Raw genomic sequence first — 25,279 nt, 5'->3', positions numbered from 1 at the left:
AACGATGCCGTCATACTCGATTCTCGTGAGCGCAGAGATCTTCATCCTCATTCTGCTCATCGTCACGGCGGTGGGATTCGACTTCACCAACGGCTTCCACGACACCGGCAACGCCATGGCGACGTCCATCGCAACCGGCGCGCTCAAGCCGAAAGCCGCCGTGGCTGTCTCGGCGGTGCTCAACCTCGTCGGCGGATTCCTATCGGTCGAAGTGGCAATCACCGTCACGACCTCAGTGCTGAAGATCCAGAAGAAATCAGGCGGCCTCGTAGCCGGCCTCAGCCCGGAAAAGGCGATGTTCATCATCTTCGCCGGGCTCATCGGCGGCATCCTGTGGAACCTGGTCACCTGGCTGTTCGGTCTGCCCAGCAGTTCCTCCCACGCTCTGTTCGGCGGACTCATCGGCTCCGGCCTGGCCGCCATCGGCACCAGCGGCATCAACTGGAACGGCCTGGTCGTCAAGGTCATCATCCCCGCAGTGCTCTCGCCCTTCATCGCCGGAGCGATCGCCGCCATCGGCACCTTCCTGGTCTACGCGACGACCAAGCGGTCGCGAAAGTCGGCCAAGGACAGAGGCTTTCGCTGGGGCCAGGTGGCCACCGCCTCGCTCGTCTCGCTGGCCCACGGCACCGGTGACGCCCAGAAGACGATGGGTGTCATCGCCCTCGCCCTCATCGCTCACGGCTCCCTCAGCGACAAGAGCATCAAGGCCGACGGACTGCCGGTCTGGATCATCGTGCTGTGTGCCGGCGCCATCGCGCTGGGCACCTACATCGGCGGCTGGCGCATCATCCGCACCCTGGGCAAGGGTCTGGTGGAGATAGAGGCACCGCAAGGTATGGCGGCCGAGGCGTCCTCCGCGGCGATCATCCTGACCTCCAGCAGCCTCGGTATGGCGCTGTCCACGACGCACGTTGCGACCGGCTCCATCATGGGCAGCGGTCTCGGCAAGCCGGGAGCGAAGGTCCGCTGGGCGGTAGCCGGGCGGATGGCCGCCGGCTGGATCATCACCCTGCCGTGCGCGGCGATCGTGGGTGCGCTGAGCTACTTCGTCGGCCACCTCGTCGGCGGCGCCGCCGGGGCCGGGCTGATCTTCGTGATCCTCGTCGGACTCGCCGCCTTCATCTACCTGCGCGCTCAGAAGCAGAAGGTCGACGCCGCCAATGTCAACGCCGCATGGGACGACTCGACCAACAGCGTCGCGCCCAGCGAACGTCCTGAAGCCACCCGCGTGGCCTGAAGCGAAGGAGGAATCAGATGAACATCGACTGGACATCCATCGGCACCGACACCTGGAAGGTGCTGGTCACCGGACTCCTCTTCGGCGCCGGACTGCCGTTTCTGTTCTCGGTCGGCATACGGCTCTGGGACCAGGGCAGCGGCGGCGAGCAGGCGGACGGTACTGTCGCCACCCGCAACGTCGCGGCTCTGACGATCGCCTCCGTGCTGTTCGCGATCGTCGCTGCCGCTGTCGTCACCGGCGTTCTCTATGTCACCAAGGCGAGCATCGCCCACTACCTCGGGATACAACTCTTCTGATGTCGACACACCTGCTGCAATCGATCACCGAGTGGCTCCGCAAGGGATACCCCGAAGGCATTCCGCCCAAGGACTTCCCCCCGCTGCTCGCGCTGCTGGAGCGCTCGCTCACACCTGACGAGGTGCGATCGGTCGTCGCGACGGTGATCTCCGACAATCCCGACGGCGAGATCACCCTGGAGTCGGTCTCACTCGCGATCGAGCAGATCAAGGACGCGCCACCGATCGAGGACGACATCAACGAGGTCGCCTCACGCCTGGCGGCCGCCGGTTGGCCCCTGTCACTGCACACCGGCAGCGATGACTCGGCTGAGAGCGACGCGACCAGTCAGGACCGTCCCGGCGTGCTGATGCGGGTGCTCGGCTGGCTGCGCGCCGGGTATCCCGAGGGCATCCCGACGACCGACTATGTGCCGATCCTGGCCCTGCTGCACCGACGGCTGACCGACGAAGAGGTCAAGCAGGTGGTCCGCACTCTCAAGGCCGAACGCCGCGCCACTCTTGGCGGCAAGGGCCCGATCCTGGAGTCCGACGCCTTCGATCTGATCGCCGAGATCACACACGACGAGCCCAGCGCCGCCGACCTCGACCGAGTGCGCGCCCGCCTCGCCAAGAAGGGGTGGCCGCTGGAGAGCGGCCGTGACCAGGCGACCTCGATCGCGTCGGTCGCCGACTGAGTCGTGGCGGCGGTTGCCGACCCGCGCTAGAACCGCCGTGACGCCGGGTGCTGCTGCACTGCACTAGGTTTCGTGCATGCCCTCGTATGACGATGACCTGCGCCTGGCCCATGTCCTGGCTGACACCGTGGAGCCGCTCACGATGGGCCGATTTCGCGCGACCGACCTGCACGTCGACACCAAGCCAGACCTGACACCGGTCACCGACGCCGACACCTCGACGGAGGAGGCGATCCGGGCGCAACTCAAACGGGCCCGGCCGCGCGATGCCGTCCTCGGCGAGGAGCAGGGCACCGAGGGCAACAGCGAGCGTCTGTGGGTGATCGACCCGATCGACGGCACCAAGAACTTCGTCCGCGGAGTGCCGGTCTGGGCGACGCTGATCGCGCTCGTCGTCGCAGACACCCCGGTGCTCGGCCTGGTCGCTGCCCCGGCGTTGGGGCGCCGGTGGTGGGCCGGCCGGGGCACCGGCGCGTGGAGCGGCCGGAACCTGTCCGGTGCCAAGGCGATTCACGTGTCCGGCGTCTCGCAGCTGGCCGATGCGTCGCTGTCGTTGGGCGACTGGCGCGACTGGGCCGAGATCGACCGCCGCGAGCAGATGCTCGGTCTGCTGGATTCGGTATGGCGGGTGCGCGGTTACGGCGACTTCTGGTCGCACATGCTCGTGGCCGAGGGAGCCTGCGACGTCGCACCGGAGCCCTCCCTCGAGGTCTACGACATGGCCGCGCTGGCACCGATCGTGACCGAAGCCGGCGGACGGTTCACCGGCCTTGACGGCCGGGACGGACCGTGGAGCGGCAATGCGCTGTCGAGCAACGGCCTGTTGCACGACGAGGTCCTCGCCCGACTGGCGGCACCTGCCCGGCCTTGACACCGGCGCCACCGGCCGACGAGGCAACCCACGAGAAGACCCGGGCCGCCGACTGGGCTGCGGCATACCTGCCGGTGACGGGTCGATCACGCGCCCGAAACAACCACTGGCGTTGAGACCACACGATGGGCAATTTCTCCGTCGATTCGAAATCGAATGTTGCTCGGTGGCACACTTGCTGTGTACCGATGCGCCCACCTGCGGGCACCATCACGAAGGAGCTGGCATGACTGTCACGACCACCGATATCCCTCAGCGTCGCGAGCTGAAAACCGCTCTGCCCGGCCCGAATTCGCAGGCGCTTGCGGCCCGGCGCAGCCAGGCGGTCGCGGCTGGGGTGTCCTCGACGATGCCGGTCTTCGTCGCCCGCGCAGGCGGCGGCGTGATCGAAGACGTCGACGGCAACGTACTGATCGACCTCGGCTCCGGCATCGCGGTCACCACGGTGGGCAACTCGGCGCCGCGCGTCGTCGACCAGGTGCAGCAGCAGGTCGCCGACTTCACCCACACCTGCTTCATGATCAGCCCCTACGAGGAGTATGTCGCCGTCGCGGAGAAGCTGGCCGAGCTCACCCCGGGTGACCACGCCAAGAAGTCGGCGCTGTTCAACTCCGGCGCCGAAGCAGTCGAGAACGCCATCAAGATCGCGCGTTACGCCACCGGTCGGCAGGCCGTCGTCGCAGTCGACCACGCCTACCACGGCCGCACCAACCTCACGATGGCGTTGACCGCCAAGGCGATGCCGTACAAGAAGGGCTTTGGTCCGTTCGCGTCCGACGTCTATCGGGTGCCGACGTCATACCCGTTCCGCGACCCGGAGGGCATGACCGGTGAACAGGCCGCGCAGCGTGCGATCGGCACAGCGGAGAAGACCATCGGCGCCGACCAGATCGCCGCGATCATCATCGAGCCGATCCAAGGCGAAGGCGGCTTCATCGTCCCGGCCCCGGGCTTCCTGGCCACCATCGCGCAGTGGTGCACCGACAACGGCATCGTCTTCATCGCCGATGAGGTGCAGAGCGGATTCGCCCGCACGGGAGCTTGGTTCGCATGCGACCACGAGGGTGTCGTCCCTGACCTGGTCACCACGGCCAAGGGCATCGCGGGCGGTCTGCCGCTCGCAGCCGTCACCGGTCGCGCCGAGTTGATGGACTCCGTGCATGCCGGTGGCCTGGGCGGCACGTATGGCGGCAACCCGGTCGCGTGCGCAGCAGCACTCGGAGCCATCGAGACCATGCAGTCCGACGGGCTCGTCGCCCGCGCGGCCGAGATCGAGCAGCTTGCGACGGCCACCCTGCGTCAGCTGCAGGCCAGCACTCCGGCCATCGGCGACGTGCGTGGCCGCGGCGGCATGCTCGCGATCGAGATCGTCAAGCCCGGCACCAAGGAGCCCGACGCGGCCCTCACGGCCGCCGTCGCCAAGAAGTGCCACGAGCAGGGTGTGATCATCCTGACCTGTGGCACCTACGGCAATGTGATCCGGTTGCTGCCGCCGCTGGTCATCAGCGACGAGCTGCTGACCGAGGGTCTGCAGGTGCTGGGCCAGGCGTTCGCCGAACTCGCCTGACCGGCGCGGTTCGCAGACAAGCCGGTTCGGTTCGCAGACAAGAAAGGGGTGGCGCCGGCGACGTGCCGGTACCACCCCTTTCGGCTGCGTGCGCCGCGCAAGGTCGACCTGGCGGCGGGTTGACCTGGCACCAGGCGTCGTTAACCGCGCCGGATAACGACATCGTCCGCCAGGTCAACGAAAGGGTGCGCGAAGTCGGGCCCAGCCACGCCAGCCACATAGGTTGACCTGGCACCAGTGGTCGTTAACCGCGCCGGATAACGACATCGCGCGACAGCTCAACCAACGGTTCCGTGCACACCGGCCCGCCCACGCCATACGCGTCGTCGCGCGAAGTCGGGCCCAGCCACGCCGGCCACATCGGTTGACCTGGCACCAGGCGTCGTTAACCGCGCTGGATAGCGACATCGCCTGCCAGGTCAACGAAAGGGTGCACGAAATCAGGCCCGACCGGGCCGCCACACCTGCCACATAGGTTGACCTGGCACCAGTGATCGTTGACCGCGCTGGATAGCGACATCGCCTGCCAGGTCAACCGGAAGGAGGGGCGGTCGCCACGCTGGGCTCGTCAGCCGACGGCTTCCTTCGCGGGATCGGCCACCACTCCGAGCCCGGCGACGCCGCCTGGTGCCACGGTCGGGCGGGTGGAAAACTCCCGAAAACTCTTGCGCACCAATGGCATCAGCGTCACAAGGAAGTAGCACACACCGGCCGCGATCAGCGTGGCTCGCAGCCCGACACTGGTGGCGAGCACCCCTCCCACGAGGCCGCCGAACGGGATCAGCGACCAGCACAGTGAGGTGTTGAGCGCCGACACACGACCGATCAGCGGCTCCGGGATCCGTTCGAAGATGACCGCCGACAGGATCGGATTGAGGAATCCGCTACCGAAGCCACCAATTCCGATCACGACCAGCACCAGCCACAACGGCGAATCCACGGCCATGACAAGGAACCTGGGCAACCCGACGGCCAGGAACGCGATCAGGTAGACCGGTAGGCGCGGGAGTCGCTGCGCCATACTCGCCGCCACCACGGCCCCCAGGATCGACGGACCCGACAACGCCGCGAAGACCAAACCCACCTCGCCGACCGAGTGCCCGCCCGACTCCGCCCAGACCGGCACAAGCACCGCCGACCAGGCCTGGTCGAGGAAGTTGGTCATGGAGATCATCACAGTGATCCCGACCAGCACCGCATCCGCTCGCAGAAATCGCCAACCTTCGTGCAGTTGCTGCACGTATGACGCAGCACCATCCTCCGCCGCCGGCCGGGCAGGTGACACCGATCGTGGCACGAAGCGGCCGATACAGATCGCCGCGATCGCGAATGTCACGGCGTTGACGGCCAGCGCCTGCGGGGCTCCGACGAGCGCGACGACTCCCCCGGCCGCGGCCGCTCCGACGGTGCTGCCGAGTCGCTCGATGGCACCTTCGACCCCGGTGACCCGCTCCAGCGGCAGGCCACCGAACGCGGCAACGCCCGGGATCAACGCACCCTTGGCTCCGTCCGACGGACCTCGGACCGCGCCCATGACAGCGGCGATCGGCAACAGCACAGCAAGGTGCAGCGCGCCGAGCCAGTGCAGCACCGGGATGAGCCCGACCACCAGCACACTGACCGAATCTGCTGTCACCGCAACACGTTTCGCGCCAACCCGATCGACGATCGGCCCACCCAGAGCCTTCACCACGACATACGGCAGGATCTCGGCAAAGCCGACGACACCCGTCCATGTCGCTGATCCGGTCGTCGTCAGGACGAGCCACGGTATGGCGATCTGGGACAGTCGCGTGCCCGAGATCGAGAAGGTCTCCGCGATCGCGAGGGCGATGAACGGCCTGCGACTGCTCACGGCATCTCGCGTGCTGCACGATGCGGCAGGCGGCCCGGAGCGGGGAACGCATGCAACTGGAAGAACACCTGGGCGGTGTCCGGGCCGGCCTCCTCCCGGGTCGGCGCCGAGCGATAGACCTGAGACAGCACCTCATGCAGCTGCCGGGTAACGTCCTTCACCTGGGCCGGCGTGAGCCAGATGCCGTAGTCACTGGCATCGGTGACCTCGGCCCACTCCTCCGGCAATTCCGGTCGCTCGGCCACCGATTCCTGCAGCACCGCGACCATCTGTCCGGCCGCTGTGGCGATGAATGCGTCGACGGCCGCACGCTTCTCCGGCTCGTCCCACGACACATGCCGGGTCGTCGTGGATTCGTGCGCAGCGCGCCACCAGCGGTCTCTGCCATTGCCGCGGGCGTCGTCGTCGACGATGAGCCCGGCATCGGCCAGTTGTCGCAGGTGATAGCTGGTCGCGCCGGAGTTGAGGCCCAGGCGAGCGGCCAACCCGGACGCGGTCGCTGGACCGTCCATGCGCAGCATGCCAAGGATCTTCAGCCGCACCGGATGCGCCATCGCCTTCAGCTGCGTGGTGTCGGGAGAAACTTTGCTGATGTCGCGCGGTGCGCGCTCGTCGGTCGGCATACCGCCCACCGTAGAACCGCAAATCTTATTTTGCAAACAATTCTTTGCAATTAGTGGACGACGGTCACACCGCCGACATCGAGCGAGCGCACGGCATCGGCATACAACTGGGCGTCCCCGACGAGCACGATGCAGCGCGGCTGGTTCGCCCAGAGCTGCCAGGCTCGGTCGAGGTCAGCGGCCGTCAGCGTCGCCAACTGAGCCAGATAGTCGGTGACGAAGCCGGTGCTCAACCCGTCCAGGCGCAGGGAGGCGGCTTCGTCGGCGACGGCGTCCGCGGTTGCATAGCGCGCCGGCGCGGTCTTGCCGATGTAGTCGACGGCCATTCGAGCCTCCGTCCCGGTGAATCCGCGACCGGCCCCGTCGAGCACGTCGAGGGCGATCTCGAGCGCTTCGACCGTGGCATCGGCCCGTACCGAGCCTGCGGCGAAGAAGGTGCCGCCGGACGACCGCGGCCGGAAGCCCGCGCGGAACCCGTAGGTGAACCCCTTCTCCTCTCGCAGCACGGAGTCAAGTCGGGCAGTCGGCGCGCCACCGAGCACAAAGCTCAACGCCGGGTATGGCGCCCACCCACCGGGCGCCCGGCGATCCGGCCCGAGCGAGCCGATCATGATCTCGGTCTGCACCGAGCCCGGCCGGTCGACGAAGACCAGCCTCGGGGTCGCCTCGGCGACGATCGCGGCAAGCGAATCATCGGCATCCGCGGGCGATTCGGTATGCCACTGCCCGAGGGTTCGCTCCAGTGATGCGAGGACCACCGGCTCGTCGAGGTCTCCGGCGACGACCACCGTCGCGCCGCCGGGCCGCACCCACTGCTGGTGGAACCGCACACAGTCGGCGCTGGTGATCCGGCCGACCGACTCGGTGCTTCCCCACGCCGGGCGCGAAGCTCGTGACCGGGACTCGTAAAACGTCGAAGACCACTCCAGGGCTGCGCGATTGCCGGGTGACGCGAACTCGTGGTCGATCTCGGCGAGGCGCTGGCGCACGTGCCGGTCCACCTCCGCCTCGGGAAACACCGGCTCACTGAGACATTCGCGCAACAACTCCCACCCCCGCTCCGTGTGCGAGGTGGTCGCCTCCAGTTCCACCGTGAGCCCGCGTGCGGCGTACCCCGCGCCCAGTGCAACTCCGTCGCGCTCGAACAGCTCCGCGAGCTCGTCCGCCGAATGCGACTGCGTCCCCTCATCCATCGTGCGAGACACCATCGCCGCGACCCCCTCGACGTCGCGCGGCTCGACCACCAACGGCGCCGGCACGAGCAACCGTGTCGAGGTGACGTGCTGTCCGGGCCTGTTGAACAACTCGACCCGCAACCCGTTGCCGAGCTGGTATGACGCGGGCTTCGGGAAGCTCCACGGCTGCGCAGGTGCCACCTCCGGCCTGGGTCGCACCATCAGTTGCCCTCCTTCGCGTAGCGGACCACCGCGCGGGCGGCAGGGTCGAGATAGGTTGCGGCAGCGCGGCATACATCTTCGGCAGTGATCGCTGCGACCCGGTCGAGATAGGCATTGAGGCGACCCGGGTCATCGTGCAGCAGGGCGTCCCCGCAGATCGTGTCGGCGCGCTCGTCCTGCTGGGCCAGACCCTGCAGCCACCAGCGTTCGATGTCCGCGCCGACGGCTGCCATCTCGACTTCGGTCGGAGGCACCTGCGCCAGCCGCTCGAGCTCTTCGCAGAGCACCTCTTCGGCCCGGTCGGCCGACACACCTTCTGCTGCGTCGAAGACGAGCATCCCCATCGAGGTGCCGTCGATCCGGCCGGTCGCGCTGCGCGACACGTGCGTGACCAGTTGCTCACCGCGCACCATCCGCCGGTACAACCGCGACGTGGCCAGCCCGGCCAGCAGATCGAAGGCCAGCTCGCAGGCCGTGAATTCCGGCGAGCCGTCCGCGGGCAGGCGGAAGCCGAGGTAGGTCCGGTCGGCGGGCACGTCAGCGGTGATGTCGAGCCGCAACGGCGCCGACAGTGGCGGCAATGGCGCCGAGACAACCTCGGGCAGGGCTTGCTCCGGAATCGTCAATTCGCCGAAATACCGCTCGGCGGCAGCAAATCCGGCTTCTTCGGTGATGTCGCCGACCAGCGTCAGCACGGTGTTGTCGGGCCGGTAGTGCCGCTCGTAGAACGCATGAACGTCATCGACGGAGGCGGCGTCGAGATCGGCCATCGACCCGATGGTGGAGTGGTGGTAGGGATGACCCTGCGGAAACACCAGTTCACCCAACCGCGTCATGGCCTCGCCATACGGCACGTTGTCGTACCGCTGGCGTTTTTCCTCCTTGACCACGTCGCGCTGGTTGTCGAGGTTGGCCTGGGTGACGGCCGGCAGCAGCCGCCCGTGCCGGTCTGCTTCGAGCCAGAGCGCCAGGTCGAGCGCTTCCGAGGGGACGGTCTCGAAGTAGTTCGTGCGATCGCACCAGGTGGTCGCGTTGAGCTGTGCGCCCTGTGCCAGTAGCAGCGAGAAGTGTTCTCCCTCAGCGACGTTCGCCGAACCCTGAAACATCAGGTGCTCAAAGAGGTGCGCGAAGCCGGTACGCCCGGGCTGCTCGTGCCGCGACCCGACGCCGACCCACAGATTCACCGCGACGATCGGAGCCGAATGGTCCTGCGAGACCACGACACGCAATCCGTTGTCGAGGCGGTGTCGGGTGACGGGGTAATCCAGCGGCATGGACGAACCCTAAGCGTCTGATGGATCCGATCGGTCGTCCGGCCGGTCGATGGCACCAGTGGCGGCGGGTGCCGCCGGTCCGAGGTCGGCGCTCGGCCGGAAATCGCTGCCCAACCTGTCGATGGCCAGGCGCGCGTAGATCTGTTGCTCGGTGAACGTGCGCTCGCCGCGCTGGCGGCCCAGGAAGGACACTGCCCAGTGGAAGAACGTGCCGATCTGGCTCTTGAAACCGATGATGTAGAACAGGTGCACCGCCAGCCACATGAGCCATGCGACGAATCCCGAGAAACGCAACCGGCCGACGCTGGCCACGGCGCTGAACCGCGAGATCGTGGCCATCGAGCCCTTGTCGAAGTAGGAGAACTTCTCCTGCGTGGCTTCGCCCTGCAGCCGCCGCACGATCTGCTTGGCCGCGAACCTGCCGCCTTGTATGGCGACCTGTGCCACGCCCGGCAGATTGTCGAGGGTGATCATGTCGCCCACGACATACACGTTCGGATATCCCGGCAGCGTGAGATCCGGCTGCACGTGGATCCGGCCGGCCCGATCGAGCTCAGCGCCACTCTGCTCGCTCAGTGTCCGGCCCAGCTCACTGGCCTGGACGCCGGCGGCCCACACCTTGCACAGCGCCTCCACACGCCGACGGGTGCCGTCGGGGTCCTCCACCTCGATGCCATCGGCGTCGAGGTCGATCACCTTGGCGCCCAGTTGCACCTCGACACCCATGGATTCCAAGCGCTTTCGCGCCTTGTCTCCGAGGTGGTCACCGAAGGCCGGCAGCACCTGATCGGCGGCGTCCAGCAGCACGATGCGGGCGTTCTTGGAGGCGATGTTGCGAAAATCGTGCCGCAGCGTGCGCTTGGACAACTCAGCGATCTGACCGGCCATCTCGACACCGGTCGCGCCGGCACCGACGACCACAAAGGTCATCAGCCGCTCCAGGTCGGCCTCGCGACCCGACGCAGCAGCGATCTCGGCCATCTCGAAGGCACCGAAGATGCGCCCGCGCAGTTCCAGCGCGTCGTCGATGCTCTTCATCCCGGGCGCGAAGCGCGCGAACTCGGGATGACCGAAATACGACTGACCCGCACCGGCAGCGACGATCAGGGAATCGAAGGAATATGTCGTCCGCGCGCTCAGCGCCTCGGCGACGACAGTGCGAGCAGCGAGGTCGATCTCGCGCACGTGACCGAAGACGACCTCGACGTTGCCTTGTTTCGCGAGCACCTCGCGGGTCGCCGGGGCGATCAGACCTTCGGACAGGATGCCCGTTGCGACCTGGTAGAGCAGCGGCTGGAACAGGTGGTGGGTTGTCGACGAAATCAACGTCACGTCGACATCTGCGTCAGCCAGGGCGCGCGCACTGAACAAACCCCCGAAACCAGAGCCGATGATCACGACCCGGTGCCGGCCCGGGACGGCTCCGTCGGGAACGGCGACGACCGCCGAATCCCGTTGGTCCTGCAGTGAATCTGACAACGCTGGTCACCTCGAGTCTGAGCACGTATGACGATGGTCCGGACCCTGCGCCTTCGAGGTTAGTAGGAGAGGCCGACTGTCCCCGAATCGCGCGTTACGCTGGACGGCGCCCGATCACCTCTCAGCCGGAGACCCCTTATGAGCGATTCGCATGACCAGATGCCGCCCGCGCAGCCTGCTCAGGCCGCTCCGATCCAATGGGCTGAGCGCTCCGAGGGTCCTGGGCGCTGGGACGGCCCGCCGGCCTTTCAGCCTGGAGGCGACCAGGGTCAGCAGCAGCCGTGGGTGACACCGGGCGCCGCGCCGACCGCTCAGGACGTCCACGGCCAGTGGGTCGCCACCCAGCAGGGGGCCGGCAACCAGCAGCCCGGCGCACGGCAGGACACCCCGCCGCCGCTGACACCGGCCTACCCAGGGCAGGGCCAAGCCACACCCGCATTCCCGCCGCCTCTTGCCCCGCCCGCCGGATCGGCGCCGCAGGGCCAGTCGCCGGCTCCTGCCGCCCCACCGCACGAGTCCCACCCGGAGTCTCCTGAGCGTCCCGCGTCGGCCGAGCAGCCGTTCGTGCAGGCCGCCTACCTGTCGACACCGCCTCCGCCGGCCCCGTTCGGAGTCCCGCCGCAGCAGCGCTCAGCTCCCTTCGGTGGCGCCGGCCAGGCCCAGGGCGAACAGCGGCCAGCCTCGCCGTTCGGTTCGGAATCAGCGCCGAGCGAGCCGCAGCGACCCGTTTCGCCGTTCGGCTCGGCACCCGCCCAGGATGAGCAACAGCCACGACCGATCACGCCCTTCGGCTCTGCACCGGCACCGGCACCGGCACAACAACCTCAGCAGCAGTCCGCGCCTGCCGCCCCGTCGGCCCCGTTCGGCATCCCGCCGCAGCAGCACTCGGCCCCGCCCTTCGGTGGTGTCGCTCCGACACAGAACGACCGGCCGCAGGCCCCGGCTGCGCCATACAGCCCTCAGCCTCCCCAGCCACAGCAATACGAGCCGGCAGCAGGCACTGGCCCGGCCGTGCCCGAACCGGCCGCCCAGGAAGAACCCGACGACGACGCGCTCACCATCGGACGCTCGCGTGGCAACTCGATCGTCCTCGACGACATGCTGGTGTCACGACAGCACGTGCGCATCACCGCAGACGACGAGGGACTGGTGCTGGAGGACCTCGGCAGCCGCAATGGAACCTACGTCAACGGTCGGCGCGTCGAACGTACGCACCTGACCGAGGGTGACCGCATCGGCATCGGCGCGGCGACCTTTGAAGTGCGGGACGGCTGGCTGGTCACGCTCTGACCCGAGCGGCCGCTCCTCGCTAAGGTGTGCAACCGAGGGGGGTGCGGAAGGGACCCGCACCCACGGGCCATCCGCGTTAGGACTCCACACCGTGAGCATCACCAGCACGATCGACATCAGTTGCGACGGGCGAACCGTTCCGCTCGCCGAAGGAGCAGCGATCACCATCGGTCGCGGCCTCAGCTGTGATCTCGTCATCACCGACACCCTCGCCTCCCGCCGTCACCTGGAACTGAGTTTCGTCGGTGGAAATGTCGTGGTGACCGACCTCGGAAGTTCGAACGGCACCTTCGTCGACGGCAACCGGATCAGCGTTCCGACGGCCATCGGCAGCGGATCGGTGGTGCGCATCGGAGGCGCCGCCGGACCCCTTGTCGAAGTCCGGCTGTCACCGGCGGGTGCTGTGCGCCGTATGCCGAGTTCGCCTCTGCCCGTTCGGTCTTCGCAACCAGCGGACTCCGGCATACCTGCCGCTCCGGTCGTCGATCCGACCGTTGCGCCCGCCGGCCAGACGCAGCTGCCGCGGACCGCGGCGCCGACTCCCCCGACTCAGACGCCGGCCGCGGCGCAGTCCCCGGTCAGCCAGCCGCTGCCTCGCAAGCGCTCATCGGTCGCTGCGCTTCCAAAGGTGCCCAGCCACACCGGTGTCGTCTTCGACCGGCACTCGCTGCCGAGCGGGCTGATTCAGCAGCGACCTCCGATGGACTCCGGGCACGCGATGGTCACCGGTTCGACGCCGCAGGTGATGCCGGTGGAACCCGCGAGGCAGGACCACAGCGCACCGGGAGGTCCGATCACCATCGGACGAGGCCTGGAGAACCGCATCGTCATCGACGACCTGCTCGCCTCGCGGCAGCACTCTCAACTGGTCCCCGCACCCGGTGGATTCCAGGTGCGCGACCTGGGCAGCCGCAACGGCACCTACATCAACGGTCAGCGCATCGGCCAGGGCTACCTCGGCGAAGGCGACCTGTTGGCCATCGGCCACTCCCGCTTCACCGTCCGGCAGGGCCAACTGGTCGCCAGCGTCGACGAAGGCGACGTCAACTTCGTCGCCAACCACCTCACGTTCACCCTGCCCGGCGGCAAGAAGCTGCTGGATGACGTGTCCTTCGCGCTAGAGGGCTCGAGTCTGTTGGCGATCATCGGTCCGTCCGGCGCGGGCAAGTCCACGATGCTGAAGGCGCTCATCGGATCACAGCCGGCAACCGAGGGCGAGGTCTACTACGACGGCCGGGATCTCTACAAGAACTTCCAGGATCTGCGGCACCGCATCGGCGTCGTGCCGCAGGACGACGTCGTGCACCGGCAGCTCACCGTGCGCCAGGCGCTGCGGTTCGCCGCCGAATTGCGCTTCCCCGACGACCTGGACAAGGAACTGCGCAACAAGCGCGTCGAAGAGGTCATGGCAGAGCTCGGGCTGACCGAGCACGCCCAGACCCGGGTCGACAAGTTGTCCGGCGGCCAGCGCAAGCGCACCTCGGTGGCCCTGGAGTTGCTGACCCAGCCGTCCCTGCTGTTCCTGGACGAGCCGACGTCCGGCCTCGACCCGGGCCTGGACAAACAGGTCATGCAGACGCTGCGGCAGTTGGCCGACGGCGGTCGCACGGTCGGCGTCATCACCCACAGCGTCGCCAACCTCAACGTCTGCGACAAGGTGCTGCTGCTCGCACCCGGTGGCAAGGTCGCCTACTTCGGCCCGCCCGGAGAGATCCTGAGCTTCTTCGGCGCCACCGACTTCGCCGATGTCTTCAACACCGTCACGGCTGACCCGGACGCCGCGCAGCGTCGGTTCCGCGAATCGCCGATGGAGAGCGAGCAGGTCGAAGGCCCGCTCAGCGCGCCGCGCCGGGAGGCGCCGCCGCTGGAGAAGCCGCCCCGGCAGCAGAGCATCCCCTCGCAGCTGTCCACCCTGGCGCGACGGCACGTTCGGGTGATCCTGGCCGACAAGGGCTACTCGATCTTCATGATCGCGCTGCCGATCGCTTTGGCCCTCGTCGCAATGCTGGTGCCTGGTTCCTACGGCCTGAAGCAGCAGCCGGCGATCGGAATGGGGCCGGGGCAGGTGCGATTCCACACGACTGAGCCGCTGATGCTGCTGGTCTTCCTGGTGATCGGGTCGGTGTTCATGGGCACGGCCGCGACGATCCGCGAGTTGGTCGGCGAACGAGCGATCTACAACCGTGAGAAGGCAGTCGGTCTCTCGCCGCAGGCTTACCTGTGGGGCAAGCTGACCATCTTCGGGGTGCTGAACCTGCTGCAGGCAGCCATCATGGTGCTGCTGGTGAGCCTGACCAAGCCCATGCCGAATTCGGCATTGGTGCTGGGGTCCCCCACGCTCGAGATCATCGCGGCCTGCTGGTTCACTGCCTTCACAGCGGCCTCACTGGGCCTGCTGCTGTCCAGCATCGTGAAGACCTCCGAGCAGGCGATGCCCGCTCTTGTCGTGTCGATCATGGCCCAATTGGCTCTCTGTGGCGGACTTTTCGCCGTCAACGGTCGTATCGGACTCGAGCAGTTCTCGTGGCTGGCACCCGCCCGGTGGGGCTTCGCAGCCGCCGCAGCAACGACGAACGTGCACTCGATCCTGGTCTCGCAGGACGACCCGTTGTGGAAGCACACCGCGGGCGTGTGGACGCTGTCGATGGCGATGATGCTGGTGCTGGCCGCGCTCTACGCCGTCGTGACGCTGTGGCGGCTGACGCGCAAGGCGACCGACTGAGCGGTCACCGAGTTCGGTGTGCTCGCTACGGGGCCGGTCGGCGCTCCCGTCAACTGGTGATGTCCTTGCCGGCGAACCTCGCCCAGGCTGCAGCCAGGAAGATCACCGTGTATGCCGCATCGACGCCGACCCCCTGCCACACGCCGGTGAAGTCGGCCGGTGATCGCATCAGATCGGCGAAATCGGGCCATCTGTCGACCAGCAGCCACCCATGCAGAAAGGCCACCTGCGGGATCGAGTCGAGGATCCACATCGACGTGGTCACCACGACGACGGCGACAGTGACCGCGATGGGCTGCTCGGTGAGCGTCGACAAAAACAGCCCGATCGCCGCGAGAGCGCACAACCCGGCTGCGACATACAGCAGGGAGATCAGCAGCCGCCACAATCCGGCGGCCAGTGAGATCTGGGTGCCGGACAACGTCGTGAGGGGTCCGGTGCCGAAGACCGCGATGCCGACGACCACTCCGACCACGACGACCGTTGCGGTGACGATGAGCGAACCCACAACAAGGGCAAGGTATTTCACCACCAGCAGGCGGACGCGGCTGGTCGGGACGGTCAGCAGATAACGCAGCGTGCCGGTGTGCGCTTCACCGGCGATGGCGTCGCCGCTGACCATCGCGATAGCCATCGGCAGGAACAACGTCAGCTCGATCGTGAGCGCCGCGAAGGCCACGAAGACACCGTTGCCGGTGATGGAGGCGAGGAAGTTCGGCCCATTGTCGCCGCCGCGCGGACCCTGACCGTTGACCTTGACCGCGATCGCGAGCAGGACCGGCACCGCGGCCAGCACGAGCAGGCCGGCCTGATTCCGCCGCCGCCCGCACATCAGCCGGATCTCCGAGCGCAGAAAGCGCAGGCTCATGAGCGCACCGCGAATCCCTCGCCGGTCAGCGAGACGTAATAGTCCTCGAGGCTGGGTCGCTCGAAGGCGAAGGCCTGTACGCGCACCTGCGCCGTGACGAGCGCTGCCACGAGATCTTCCGGGCGGAGCTCGCCCGGCCGGCCGGTGACCTGTGATCCGGTGGCCTCGAGGTGCGAAACACCCTGCTGTTCAAGAATTTTCGTCGCAGTGGCCGTGTCCGGTGTGGTCAGGGTGAGGCGAGTCGTCTGCGACTGCCGCAGATCGTCGATGGCGCCCTGCGCGACGAGTCGCCCGGCCCGCATGACCCCGATGTGCGAGCAGATCTGCTGGATCTCCGAGAGCAGGTGGCTGGAGATGAGCACCGTGATGCCCTCTTCGGCCAGGCTCGCGACCAGGTGCCGCACCTCGCGGGTGCCCTGCGGGTCCAGCCCGTTGGTCGGCTCGTCGAGCACGAGCAGATCGCGTGGCGCCAGCAGCGCGGCGGCGATGGCCAGTCGCTGTTTCATGCCGAGCGAATAGGTGCGGAACTTCTTGCCGCCCGCGGGAGTCAGCCCGACCCGGTCGAGCGCCGCGTCGATCCGCTGTCCGCACGTGCCGGCATCCGCGCGGGTGTCGGCGGCATCCAGTCGCTGCAGATTCGCCCGGCCACTCAGGTAGGGGTGAAACGCCGGACCCTCGATCAGCGACCCCACCCGCTGCAGTGCGGGCAGCAGCCCAGCGGGCAACGGTTCACCCAGGATGCGGCGCTCACCGTCGGTGGGCGTGACCAAACCCAGAAGCATCCGGATCGTCGTGGTCTTGCCCGAACCGTTCGGCCCGAGGAATCCGTAGACGCTGCCGCGCGGGACCAGCAGGTCGATTCCGTCGACTGCCCTTTGCGATCCGAAAACCTTTGTCAGCGAACGCGTTTCGATTGCGTATGCCGGATCCGCGGCGCCCGGATCAGTGACCGGCGCCTCGGCAGCGTCAGTGCTTGGCAAGCGCGGTGTAGAGCGTCTGGGCCGGGACGGCGCCGATGGCGTAGCGACCGTCGTTGGCCAGCACGGCGGTGAACAACGAGGTCGACAGCAGGTGACCCGTGCCCCACGATCCGGACACGGTCGGCAGCAGTTTGAGCAACTGCGTCATCGACGTCGCGCTGTTCGATGTGCGCTGAGGGCTGCCCTGCCCTGAATCTCCTTCAGTGACATTGGGATTCGTCATCGGCAAGGTGCCGGTCGCTACCGACGCCCAGCCAGTGCCGGTGACGGTGGGAGCGGTGAGCCCGAGGCTGCTCAGCGAGTTCGCGCTGGGCTTGGCGGGCATCTGCTGGACCGTGACCTTTGCCCCGGGAGGTGGTGTGAAGTCGAAGTTTCCGGCCGCCGGTTTGGTGAAACTCACCGAGCTGAAACCGACACTGACCGCCGGCGAGGAGGCGCCAGCGGCATACACCTCGGCGCGCAGTGGCACCTTGGTCGCAGCGTCGAAGGCGACGCGGACGGACCCGATCTTCGTGCCGCTCGTCTTCGGAGTGAGCACCAACTGGTATGCCGATCGGCCCGCGACCGAGACGTTGCTTGAGGTGGTGACGGCAGTGGTGGCATCGAGCTGTTGCAGTGCCCATGAAGCGACACCCTCAGGAGTAGTAAGCGCCTGCGAATCGGCAGTAGTGCCAGTTGAATTCGACTTCAACGGATGCTGCCGATGGTTGCCCGTAACAACGGGAGGCGCAATGTGCTCGACGCTGCGATCGGCGCTGTTCCACACCCACACACCGGTGCTGATCGCATAGATGTCGGTCTCCGAGCCGTCACCGAGCAGGGCCACCCGCGAGCCGGCGGCACCGTCATACCAAACCTTTGCGGTGTGCGTGCCGGACAACCAGGACAACGGCTGCGCGCTGTCGCTGCCACCGGTCATGCTCGTCGGCAACGACGGGAGACCGAGATTCATCGAGACCGAGACGGTGCCTTGCAGTGCTTGCGGCTTCGCGCTCTCGACCTGGGTGAGAAGTTGAGCTGCCGTGATGTGCGGCAGGGTGACCGCGGCGTCGGCGGGCAGCCGGGTGGCGATCTGTGTGCCCACCACGACCACCGCCAGCGCGGCACCGGGCGCGACCCACCGTAGCGCCGGGCGACGATCGAAGAGGCTCATCCTCCGAGGGTACGCCTCGGAGGATCCGCGCCGTGCTCGTCGAACCGCCCTGATGGCAGCAACGAGGCCACCCGACATCGGCGTCGGCGATCCGCCGGTCGACCGTGGCGGGCGGCGTTCGCGCCGAGCACTCGGCGGGCGCAGCGATGTGACAGTCGGCGCGCCGACCGGGGAGTTGAGATGGAGATTCAGCGAGCGCGGCGCAACGACATCGCGCGCTCGGCCTCCCGATTGTCCTGACGCTCGCGGAGCGCCTGGCGCTTGTCGTACTGCTTCTTACCCTTGGCGAGTGCGATCTCGACCTTGACGCGGCCTTCGGTGAAATACATCGACAGCGGCACCAACGTGTGCCCGGCTTCTCGGGTCTTGCTCAGCAGTTTGTCGATCTCGTGACGATGCATCAGCAGCTTGCGGCGACGGCGCGCGGCGTGGTTGGTCCAGGTGCCGTTGAGGTACTCGGGAATGTGGACGTTCTCGAGCCACAACTCGCCGTTGCGCTCGTCGGCGAAGCCGTCGACGAGTGAGGCGCGGCCCATCCGCAGGCTCTTGACCTCGGTGCCGGTCAGCACCAGGCCGGCTTCGATGACATCCTCGATGAGGTAGTCGTGGCGGGCCTTGCGGTTGTTGGCGACGACTTTCTTGGCCTTGGGGTCGTCCTTGACGGGCTTCTTCGCTTTCTTGGCCATGACTCCATTCTACGAAGGGTCTGCAACCGTAATTCTCGCTGCAGATTCACCCAGCCGAACTCGCCGAATCGGCGACTTTCTGAGTTCTGTCAAGCGCGTCCGGCCTGACGCTCACTTCACTCGCCGAATCGGCGACTTAGAGATCGCGCGGGTAGGTCTTATGTAGCCGCCACGAACACCAGCGGCCCACAGACGAGCCAACTCGCCGGATCGGCGACTTTTGTGTGACCTACGCGACCCATGTGACCACCGAGGTCAGATCGACCGGATCGGCGACTTATGTAGCCGCCACGAACATCAGCGGCCCACAGACGAGCCAACTCGCCGGATCGGCGACTTTTGTGTGACCTACGCGACCCATGTGACCACCGAGACCACTGAGGCGGTCAGATCGACCGCATCGGCGACTTATGTCGGCTACCGCGCTCCACGGACGACCCAAATCGCCGCATCGGCGACTTTCGCATGTCGCACATCTCGCAACGACCCCATCCGCGATGTATGTCGCAAGCACCCACTCCGAGCAGTGGCACCGCAGGTGACCGGGACTCGCGTCAGCTGATCCAGGGCACCGGGTTCACGAAGACGCCGTTGACCATGACGCCGAAGTGCAGGTGGCATCCGGTCGAACGACCGGTGGTGCCGGAGTAGCCAAGCAGTTGGCCCCGACCGACGTGCTGGCCGACACGCACCGAGGGCGTGCGCTCCATGTGCTCGTACACCGTCGCGATGTTGACGCCCCGAATGAAGCCGTTGTCGAGCATGACGAAGTTGCCCTCGACGCTGCCGTAGGACGCATCGACAACGGTGCCGGCCGCGGCTGCATGCACAGGCGTGCCGCACGGGTACGGGAAGTCGTCACCCTCGTGCAGCAGGCGGACACCCAACACCGGGTTGATGCGCCAGCCGAACGGCGACACGATCGAGCCGATCGGTCCCGGCGCCACCAACACACCCCCGCCACCACTCGGCCCACTCGGCGGAGCTGCAGTGGCCGAAGCAACCGACCGCTTCGCGGCTTTGGCCGCGGCGATGTTGCGCGCCTTGATGACCCCGGCGAGGCGCGAGGACTCCGCTTGCTGGGTCTTGAGGCTCGCGAGCTCGGTGTTCTTCTGGGTCTGCAAAGTGTTCCGCTGGGTTGTCTGCGTCTTCTGCAGCGACACGAGCGCGTTGTGCGCGGTGGTCGCTGTCGTCTGCGCGGTCTGCGCCGCCGTCACGGCGTTGGCCGCCTGCACAGTCAAGTCGGCGATCCGGCGACGGGTCGCGCCAAGCAGGTCACTTGACGCGGTCATCGCCGCCTTCTTGCTGTCCAGCGAACTCAGCACGCCGTTCTGCTGGCGCATGACGATGTCGGCCAACGACAACTGATTCCCGACGTCGCCGCCCTTGGCGGTCAGGACATCGAGGGTGAGCTCGAAGTTGCCGAGACCGCCCGCCATGTAACTCTGCCGTGCCAGACCCGCGACCAACCCTTTGGAGGTCGTGACGGCGGCGGTGTTCGTCGCCAGCTGACCCTGGTTCTTGGTCTCATCCGCCTTGGCGATCGCCAGCTCCGCGTTCATGTCGCGGCTGTGATTCTGCGCCTTGGTCAGATTGGCATTCGCGGTGTCGAGCGTCGTCTGTGCCGCGTCGACCTTCTTGTCGGTCGCCTTCAGGTTGGCGTCTGCCGCGATCAGCTGGGCGGAGGTGTCGTCGAGGTCGGCCTGGGTGGACTGGATCTGTTTGTCGACCTTCTTCTTCTGAGCGCCTGGATCGTCGGCCGACGCGTGTGCGGTCACCGACAACAACAGCGCCGCCACCACGGTGGCTCCGGCGACCCTGGTGCGAGTGCGCCCACTGGCAGAAACGATCGACATACGTAATCTCCTCAAATCCGCAACGAACGACGAAGAGCGAGCCACGCCGTGATGAGCGCGACGACGATGGCTCCGAGCACCAGCCACGGCGCGATCTGCCAGACGTCGGAGGTGCCGATGACGCTGAGCAGGTCGCCGTTGCCGCCGCCGGAGTCGAACAACCGGTCGATGCCGAAATGCACCACCGCCCAAAGGAATCCGACCGACAGCAGGCCACCGAGGATCGTCGCAAACAAGATCTCGATGACGAACGGCAGATAGATGACCCCGGCTGACGCGCCGACCAGTCGCATGATGCCCACCTGCCGTCGGCGAGTGAAGGCGACTTGGCGAATCGTGGTGGTGATCAACAGGATCGCGCAGATCACCATGAGTACAGCCAGCCCGACCGACGCCACGCTGACGACATTGAGCAGGTTGAAGAAGGTCGCGAGCACGTTGCTCTGATCGGTCACCGACTCGACGCCCGGTTGGCCGGAGAACGCACCGACGATGTCTTGATATTTCTTGGGGTCGGACAGCTTCACCCGGTATGACGCAGGCATCGCAGCTTGCGTGACGTCGGACAGGTAGGGGCTGTTCTTGAACTGCTCCTTGAACCGCTGATACGCCTGCGCCGAACTCTCGTAGTAGACCTGCTCTACGAGAGGCTTCATGCTGTCGAGCTGGCTCTTGACCTGATTCTGCTGAGCCGGTGTCGCCACGCCCGAGGAGCACGAGGGCACATCGGTTGACTGGCTGGTGCAGAAGAAGACCGAGACCTGGATCTTGTCGTACCAGTAGCCCTTGGCGACGCTGACTTCCTTCTGCGCGAGCAGGCCCGCGCCGAGGAAGAACAGCGACACCATGGTCACCAGCACGACGGACAGGATCATCGACAGATTGCGCCGTATGCCGTTGGCGGCTTCGCCGATCAGGAACGCAAGACGCACGGGCGATCAGTCCTCGTCCCGCGTCGTGTCGTGCAACTCGCGGATCTCCTGCACGTAGGCGCCGTGCGCCTCGTCGCGCACGAGCACGCCGTCCTTGAGTTCGAGGACACGCTTCTTGAAATCGTCGACGATGCTCTGATCGTGGGTCGCCATCGCGACGGTGGTGCCTGTCTTGTTGATCCGGCTGAGCACGGCGACGATCTCGGCACTGGTGTCGGGGTCGAGGTTGCCGGTGGGCTCGTCGGCGAGCAGGATCGGCGGCTTCTTGACGACCGCGCGGGCGATGGCGACGCGCTGCTGTTCGCCACCGGACAGCTGGTCGGGCAGCCGGTCGGCCTTGCCCTCCAGGCCCACCAGATCGAGAGCTTCGGGGACCAGTTGTTTGATCTGATGCCGTTTGCTGCCAAGGACTTTGAGCACGAAGGCGACGTTCTGGTAGACGGTCTTGCCCTCGAGCAGGCGGAAGTCCTGGAAGACCACACCGATCTCCCTGCGCAAACCGGGGATCTGGCGGTCGGTGAGTGTGCCGAGGTCGCGGCCGGCGACCAGCACCGTGCCGGTGCTCGCCACGATCTCGCGGGTCAGCAGCCGCATCATCGTCGATTTGCCGGACCCGGACGCGCCGACGACGAAGACGAATTCGCCGCGGACTATCTCGCAGGTCACGTCATCGAGCGCGGGAGACCCCTTGGGGGTATACCGCTTGGTGACGCCTTCGAGTCGAATCATGTGAGGTGACGGGCCTTTTGATGATTTCGGGGCTGGGGCAGTGGGTGACGTAACACCCCGCGCGGGTGTCAGCGATGACGTTTGACCAGACGCGGAGCGACTGTTCAGCGGCATCGCACACACCGCTCGCGGGCCGTGCCACCGTATGCCGACAGCCTCGCCCGATCACGCAGGCGCGCCGGGTTCGGCCCGGTCGAGACAGAGCGCGGTCGAGACAGAGGAGGTGTATCAGGCGTTGTCGCGCTCGGCGCTGCGCTTCCAGCGGATGCCGGCTTCCATGAAGCCGTCGATGTCGCCGTCGAAGACGCCGGAGGTGTTGCCGACCTCGTATTCGGTGCGCAAATCCTTGACCATTTGGTACGGGTGCAGCACGTAGGAGCGCATCTGGTCGCCCCAGCTGGCCTTGATGTCGCCGGCGAGTTCCTTCTTCTCCGCTGCCTCCTGCTCGCGGCGGATCAGCAGCAGGCGTGACTGCATGACACGCAATGCGGCGGCGCGGTTCTGGATCTGGCTCTTCTCGTTCTGCATCGAGACGACCGTGCCGGTGGGGATGTGGGTCATACGGACCGCGGAGTCGGTGGTGTTGACCGACTGACCACCGGGGCCGGAGGAGCGGAAGACGTCGATCTTGAGCTCGTTCTCGGGGATCTCGATGGCGTCGGTCTGCTCGATGAGCGGCACGACCTCGACTGCGGCGAAGGACGTCTGGCGACGGCCCTGGTTGTCGAACGGGCTGATGCGCACCAGTCGGTGGGTGCCGGCCTCGACGGCGAGATTGCCGTAGGCGTAGGGCACGTTGACCTCGAAGGTGGCCGACTTGAGGCCGGCTTCCTCGGCATACGAGGTGTCCATGACCTTGGTCGGGTAGCCGTGGCGCTCGGCCCAGCGCAGATACATCCGCATCAGCATCTCGGCAAAGTCGGCGGCGTCGACGCCACCGGCACCGGCGCGGATCGTCACGACAGCCTCGCGCTGGTCGTACTCGCCCGCGAGCAGGGTGCGGACCTCGAGCTCACCGACGGCCTTGCGCAACGAGGTGAGTTCCTTCTCCGCCTCGGCCAGGGTGTCGGCGTCGTCCTCCTCCTGTGCCATCTGCACGAGCACCTCGAGGTCGTCGACGCGCTGGTCCATCGTCTCGATGCGTTCGAGTTCGGAGTTTGCGCGTGACAGGCTGCTGGTGACTTCTTGCGCCTTCTCCGGGTCGTCCCACAGGTCGGGCGCGCTCGACTTCGCCTCGAGGTCGGTGATCTGTGCGCGCAGCGCGTCGAGGTCGGTCACCTCACGCACCGACTCCATCGTCGTACGCAACGCCTTGATCTCCGCGGGAAAGTCTGTAGCCACGATCGAACAGCCTAGGCGATCAGTTCAAATCGGCGCGGGCGCGCGACTGCACGCTGATCCGCACCTCGCCGAACATCGTGGCCAGGACACCGGACAGGATCGGTGGGCGCACGACTGCATCGACGCGCACCTGGGCGGTGTGACCGTCGGTGGTGCCCGTGCCGGACCCGATCGCCCAACCGGTGACATTGGCGGGCACCTTCTGTCGGCCAAGGCTCGCGGCGGCGGTCCGTTGCACGCCGTCGTCGGACAGGGTGAGCGTCGATCCGAGTCCACCCTTGTAGATGCCGCCCTCGTTGATCGAGTCGGCGGCGTCGACGGCTGCGGCATCCGCCGCGTCGAGCACATGCACCTTGGCCAGTTGGATCGCGGTGAGGTTGACCCCGCCCAGGATCAATGTGGCGAGGATGGCGAAGAGCCCGGCGATGAGCAGTATGACGCGCCCCTCCTCCCCCGCAGCCGTGTGCGCGTGCCAGCGCTGTCGCAGTGCTGCAAGCAGTTTCGCGAGCGCGCCGGTGACCAGTCGGCTGCTCATCGGGCGCGGTACCGGTCGACGACTTCGGCGTGCCGCGAGTGCAGGTGCACGACCGAGGGGACGGCTCCTTGCAGGAAGCTGGGGATCAGCGGCAACTCGACATCCAGGTCGGCGACGGTGTCGATCACGCCGTCGGGTGTCAGACATGGCGACTTCGAGCACAACACCTGCACGGTGCCCGCGCCCTCAAAACCCTGATCCGCGAACGCCATTCGCGCCGCTGCCTGCGAACGCGCCGTCGCAGTGGAGTCATTGCTCGCGGTCACGAACATCCGTGACGACTCACGTGCGGCGGCAGCGACGGCATACGTGCCGGCCTGCAGCCGGGCGAGGGTGACGACCAGGTAGAACACCGGCAGGATCAGCGCGACACCCACCACGATGAACTCGACGATCGCGCTGCCGTCCTCGCGACCGGCCGATGCGAGCCGGGCGCGGCACCGCGCGGCGATCGGTGACCGGCCGACGAGTTCACGGACTCCGCGTGCTGTATGCCGCAGCACTCTCCGGCTCATTGCGCCTCCTCGTAGGCACGGCCCGACACCGTCAGCGACTGCGACGGGCCGAAGGGGCCGAGGATCGGCAATGGGGCACGCACCGTGATGCGCACGACCTGGGCGTCGCCCTCGGTGACCACTGATGCCGACACGTCTCGTGCGTAGGACTCGGTCAGGCTTGCGGTGATGAGTTCTCTGGTGCGCGCGGCCCCGAGTTGAGGCGTCGAGTCGGCGCGGGCGCCATACCGGGCACCTTCAACGGCGTTCTCTATCAACATGTTTCGCACGTGCAAGGCGAAGCCGAGTTGCAGCGCCGCAAGGAAGAAGAGCACCACGAGCGCTCCCACCATTGCAAATTCAGCCACCGCCGAGCCGGTATCGGTGGCTCGTCCCGGCTCATCGTTCGCG

Annotated in this window: 23 protein-coding genes; 7 read left to right on the top strand and 16 right to left on the bottom strand. The window is 67.0% G+C overall.

The genetic code is table 11. From position 1 onward, the window contains the following. The first annotated feature begins 25 nt into the window (after positions 1–25). The 5 genes from BKA23_RS15515 to gabT all read left to right on the top strand — a co-directional run bounded on the left by BKA23_RS15515 (position 26) and on the right by gabT (position 4,654). The gene (locus BKA23_RS15515; RefSeq protein ID WP_145230105.1) at positions 26–1,240 is read left to right on the top strand and encodes an inorganic phosphate transporter; all 1,215 of its coding nucleotides are present in this window, start codon (positions 26–28) and stop codon (positions 1,238–1,240) included. Positions 1,241–1,257: 17 nt separating this feature from the next. Then, positions 1,258–1,539: a hypothetical protein gene (locus BKA23_RS15510; RefSeq protein WP_145230103.1), complete on the top strand. Its 282-nt coding sequence runs from the start codon at positions 1,258–1,260 to the stop codon at positions 1,537–1,539. Further along, entirely contained in the window at positions 1,539–2,216 is a 678-nt protein-coding gene (locus tag BKA23_RS17870; protein WP_211841751.1) for a DUF3349 domain-containing protein, read from the top strand. Before BKA23_RS15510 ends, BKA23_RS17870 begins: the two co-directional genes overlap by 1 nt. Positions 2,217–2,292: 76 nt before the next feature. Continuing rightward, positions 2,293–3,087, top strand: coding sequence for a histidinol-phosphatase (gene hisN, locus BKA23_RS15495; RefSeq protein WP_145230101.1), 795 nt, complete (start codon positions 2,293–2,295; stop codon positions 3,085–3,087). Positions 3,088–3,313: 226 nt separating this feature from the next. Beyond that, positions 3,314–4,654 (top strand): 4-aminobutyrate--2-oxoglutarate transaminase, encoded by a 1,341-nt coding sequence (gabT, locus tag BKA23_RS15490; RefSeq protein ID WP_145230099.1) that lies wholly within the window; start codon positions 3,314–3,316, stop codon positions 4,652–4,654. Between the two features lie 568 nt (positions 4,655–5,222). Here the strand turns inward: gabT and BKA23_RS15485 are convergent. The 5 genes from BKA23_RS15485 to BKA23_RS15465 are packed head-to-tail and all read right to left on the bottom strand — an operon-like array spanning position 5,223 to position 11,270. Next, complete coding sequence (locus BKA23_RS15485; protein ID WP_145230097.1) at positions 5,223–6,509, bottom strand: MFS transporter; 1,287 nt, start codon at positions 6,507–6,509, stop codon at positions 5,223–5,225. Continuing rightward, entirely contained in the window at positions 6,506–7,132 is a 627-nt protein-coding gene (locus BKA23_RS15480; RefSeq protein WP_145230095.1) for an ArsR/SmtB family transcription factor, read from the bottom strand. The genes BKA23_RS15485 and BKA23_RS15480 overlap by 4 nt, the downstream gene beginning before the upstream one ends. Positions 7,133–7,182: 50 nt before the next feature. Then, entirely contained in the window at positions 7,183–8,529 is a 1,347-nt protein-coding gene (locus BKA23_RS15475) for a M16 family metallopeptidase (RefSeq protein WP_145230094.1), read from the bottom strand. Beyond that, positions 8,529–9,803, bottom strand: coding sequence for a M16 family metallopeptidase (locus tag BKA23_RS15470; protein WP_145230092.1), 1,275 nt, complete (start codon positions 9,801–9,803; stop codon positions 8,529–8,531). The genes BKA23_RS15475 and BKA23_RS15470 overlap by 1 nt, the downstream gene beginning before the upstream one ends. 9 nt (positions 9,804–9,812) lie before the next feature. Then, positions 9,813–11,270: an NAD(P)/FAD-dependent oxidoreductase gene (locus BKA23_RS15465; protein ID WP_211841763.1), complete on the bottom strand. Its 1,458-nt coding sequence runs from the start codon at positions 11,268–11,270 to the stop codon at positions 9,813–9,815. 150 nt (positions 11,271–11,420) lie between these two features. Here BKA23_RS15465 and BKA23_RS15460 point away from each other — a divergent pair, with 150 nt between their 5' ends. After that, positions 11,421–12,572, top strand: coding sequence for an FHA domain-containing protein (locus BKA23_RS15460; RefSeq protein WP_145230090.1), 1,152 nt, complete (start codon positions 11,421–11,423; stop codon positions 12,570–12,572). Between the two features lie 91 nt (positions 12,573–12,663). After that, entirely contained in the window at positions 12,664–15,294 is a 2,631-nt protein-coding gene (locus BKA23_RS15455; RefSeq protein WP_145230088.1) for an FHA domain-containing protein, read from the top strand. 49 nt (positions 15,295–15,343) lie between these two features. Here BKA23_RS15455 and BKA23_RS15450 read toward each other — a convergent pair whose 3' ends face one another. The 11 genes from BKA23_RS15450 to BKA23_RS15400 all read right to left on the bottom strand — a co-directional run bounded on the left by BKA23_RS15450 (position 15,344) and on the right by BKA23_RS15400 (position 25,236). After that, a complete protein-coding gene (locus tag BKA23_RS15450; protein WP_145230085.1) occupies positions 15,344–16,162 on the bottom strand; it encodes an ABC transporter permease in 819 nt (272 codons plus the stop codon). Continuing rightward, positions 16,159–17,142 (bottom strand): ABC transporter ATP-binding protein, encoded by a 984-nt coding sequence (locus tag BKA23_RS15445; protein ID WP_145230083.1) that lies wholly within the window; start codon positions 17,140–17,142, stop codon positions 16,159–16,161. Before BKA23_RS15445 ends, BKA23_RS15450 begins: the two co-directional genes overlap by 4 nt. Then, positions 17,129–18,295, bottom strand: coding sequence for a LolA family protein (locus tag BKA23_RS15440; RefSeq protein WP_145230081.1), 1,167 nt, complete (start codon positions 18,293–18,295; stop codon positions 17,129–17,131). Before BKA23_RS15440 ends, BKA23_RS15445 begins: the two co-directional genes overlap by 14 nt. A 188-nt stretch (positions 18,296–18,483) precedes the next feature. Beyond that, positions 18,484–18,981, bottom strand: coding sequence for an SsrA-binding protein SmpB (gene smpB, locus BKA23_RS15435; RefSeq protein ID WP_145230079.1), 498 nt, complete (start codon positions 18,979–18,981; stop codon positions 18,484–18,486). 554 nt (positions 18,982–19,535) lie between these two features. Next, positions 19,536–20,837, bottom strand: a complete 1,302-nt coding sequence (locus tag BKA23_RS15430) for a M23 family metallopeptidase (RefSeq protein ID WP_145230076.1) — start codon at positions 20,835–20,837, stop codon at positions 19,536–19,538. 11 nt (positions 20,838–20,848) lie between these two features. After that, positions 20,849–21,769 (bottom strand): permease-like cell division protein FtsX, encoded by a 921-nt coding sequence (gene ftsX / locus BKA23_RS15425; protein ID WP_145230074.1) that lies wholly within the window; start codon positions 21,767–21,769, stop codon positions 20,849–20,851. A 6-nt stretch (positions 21,770–21,775) separates the two neighbouring features. Next, the gene (gene ftsE, locus BKA23_RS15420; protein WP_145230073.1) at positions 21,776–22,498 is read right to left on the bottom strand and encodes a cell division ATP-binding protein FtsE; all 723 of its coding nucleotides are present in this window, start codon (positions 22,496–22,498) and stop codon (positions 21,776–21,778) included. A gap of 228 nt (positions 22,499–22,726) precedes the next feature. Continuing rightward, positions 22,727–23,839 carry a peptide chain release factor 2 gene (gene prfB, locus BKA23_RS15415; protein WP_145230071.1) on the bottom strand — a complete coding sequence of 371 codons (1,113 nt, stop codon included), beginning with the start codon at positions 23,837–23,839 and terminating at the stop codon, positions 22,727–22,729. A gap of 19 nt (positions 23,840–23,858) precedes the next feature. Beyond that, positions 23,859–24,374: a hypothetical protein gene (locus BKA23_RS15410; protein ID WP_145230069.1), complete on the bottom strand. Its 516-nt coding sequence runs from the start codon at positions 24,372–24,374 to the stop codon at positions 23,859–23,861. Beyond that, positions 24,371–24,889 (bottom strand): pilus assembly protein, encoded by a 519-nt coding sequence (locus BKA23_RS15405; protein ID WP_246104692.1) that lies wholly within the window; start codon positions 24,887–24,889, stop codon positions 24,371–24,373. Before BKA23_RS15405 ends, BKA23_RS15410 begins: the two co-directional genes overlap by 4 nt. Next, positions 24,886–25,236 (bottom strand): TadE family protein, encoded by a 351-nt coding sequence (locus BKA23_RS15400; RefSeq protein ID WP_281287574.1) that lies wholly within the window; start codon positions 25,234–25,236, stop codon positions 24,886–24,888. Before BKA23_RS15400 ends, BKA23_RS15405 begins: the two co-directional genes overlap by 4 nt. Between the last annotated feature and the right edge of the window lie 43 nt (positions 25,237–25,279).

The sequence above is a fragment of the Rudaeicoccus suwonensis genome (genome assembly GCF_007829035.1).
Classification (GTDB): Bacteria; Actinomycetota; Actinomycetes; order Actinomycetales; family Dermatophilaceae; genus Rudaeicoccus; species Rudaeicoccus suwonensis.
Note: the sequence above shows the minus strand (reverse complement) of the source record. Positions and strands in the feature narration are given on the sequence as shown.

Bases quoted from the DNA above. Each gene is read 5' to 3' on its own strand.
- BKA23_RS15440 (WP_145230081.1), bottom strand. From the start codon at position 18,295: ATGAGCCTCTTCGATCGTCGCCCGGCGCTACGGTGGGTCGCGCCCGGT.
- BKA23_RS15460 (WP_145230090.1), top strand. From the start codon at position 11,421: ATGAGCGATTCGCATGACCAGATGCCGCCCGCGCAGCCTGCTCAGGCC.
- BKA23_RS17870 (WP_211841751.1), top strand. From the start codon at position 1,539: ATGTCGACACACCTGCTGCAATCGATCACCGAGTGGCTCCGCAAGGGA.
- BKA23_RS15470 (WP_145230092.1), bottom strand. From the start codon at position 9,803: ATGCCGCTGGATTACCCCGTCACCCGACACCGCCTCGACAACGGATTG.
- BKA23_RS15450 (WP_145230085.1), bottom strand. From the start codon at position 16,162: ATGAGCCTGCGCTTTCTGCGCTCGGAGATCCGGCTGATGTGCGGGCGG.
- BKA23_RS15480 (WP_145230095.1), bottom strand. From the start codon at position 7,132: ATGCCGACCGACGAGCGCGCACCGCGCGACATCAGCAAAGTTTCTCCC.
- ftsE (WP_145230073.1), bottom strand. From the start codon at position 22,498: ATGATTCGACTCGAAGGCGTCACCAAGCGGTATACCCCCAAGGGGTCT.
- BKA23_RS15430 (WP_145230076.1), bottom strand. From the start codon at position 20,837: ATGTCGATCGTTTCTGCCAGTGGGCGCACTCGCACCAGGGTCGCCGGA.
- gabT (WP_145230099.1), top strand. From the start codon at position 3,314: ATGACTGTCACGACCACCGATATCCCTCAGCGTCGCGAGCTGAAAACC.
- hisN (WP_145230101.1), top strand. From the start codon at position 2,293: ATGCCCTCGTATGACGATGACCTGCGCCTGGCCCATGTCCTGGCTGAC.
- smpB (WP_145230079.1), bottom strand. From the start codon at position 18,981: ATGGCCAAGAAAGCGAAGAAGCCCGTCAAGGACGACCCCAAGGCCAAG.
- BKA23_RS15405 (WP_246104692.1), bottom strand. From the start codon at position 24,889: ATGAGCCGGAGAGTGCTGCGGCATACAGCACGCGGAGTCCGTGAACTC.
- BKA23_RS15475 (WP_145230094.1), bottom strand. From the start codon at position 8,529: ATGGTGCGACCCAGGCCGGAGGTGGCACCTGCGCAGCCGTGGAGCTTC.
- BKA23_RS15410 (WP_145230069.1), bottom strand. From the start codon at position 24,374: ATGAGCAGCCGACTGGTCACCGGCGCGCTCGCGAAACTGCTTGCAGCA.
- BKA23_RS15510 (WP_145230103.1), top strand. From the start codon at position 1,258: ATGAACATCGACTGGACATCCATCGGCACCGACACCTGGAAGGTGCTG.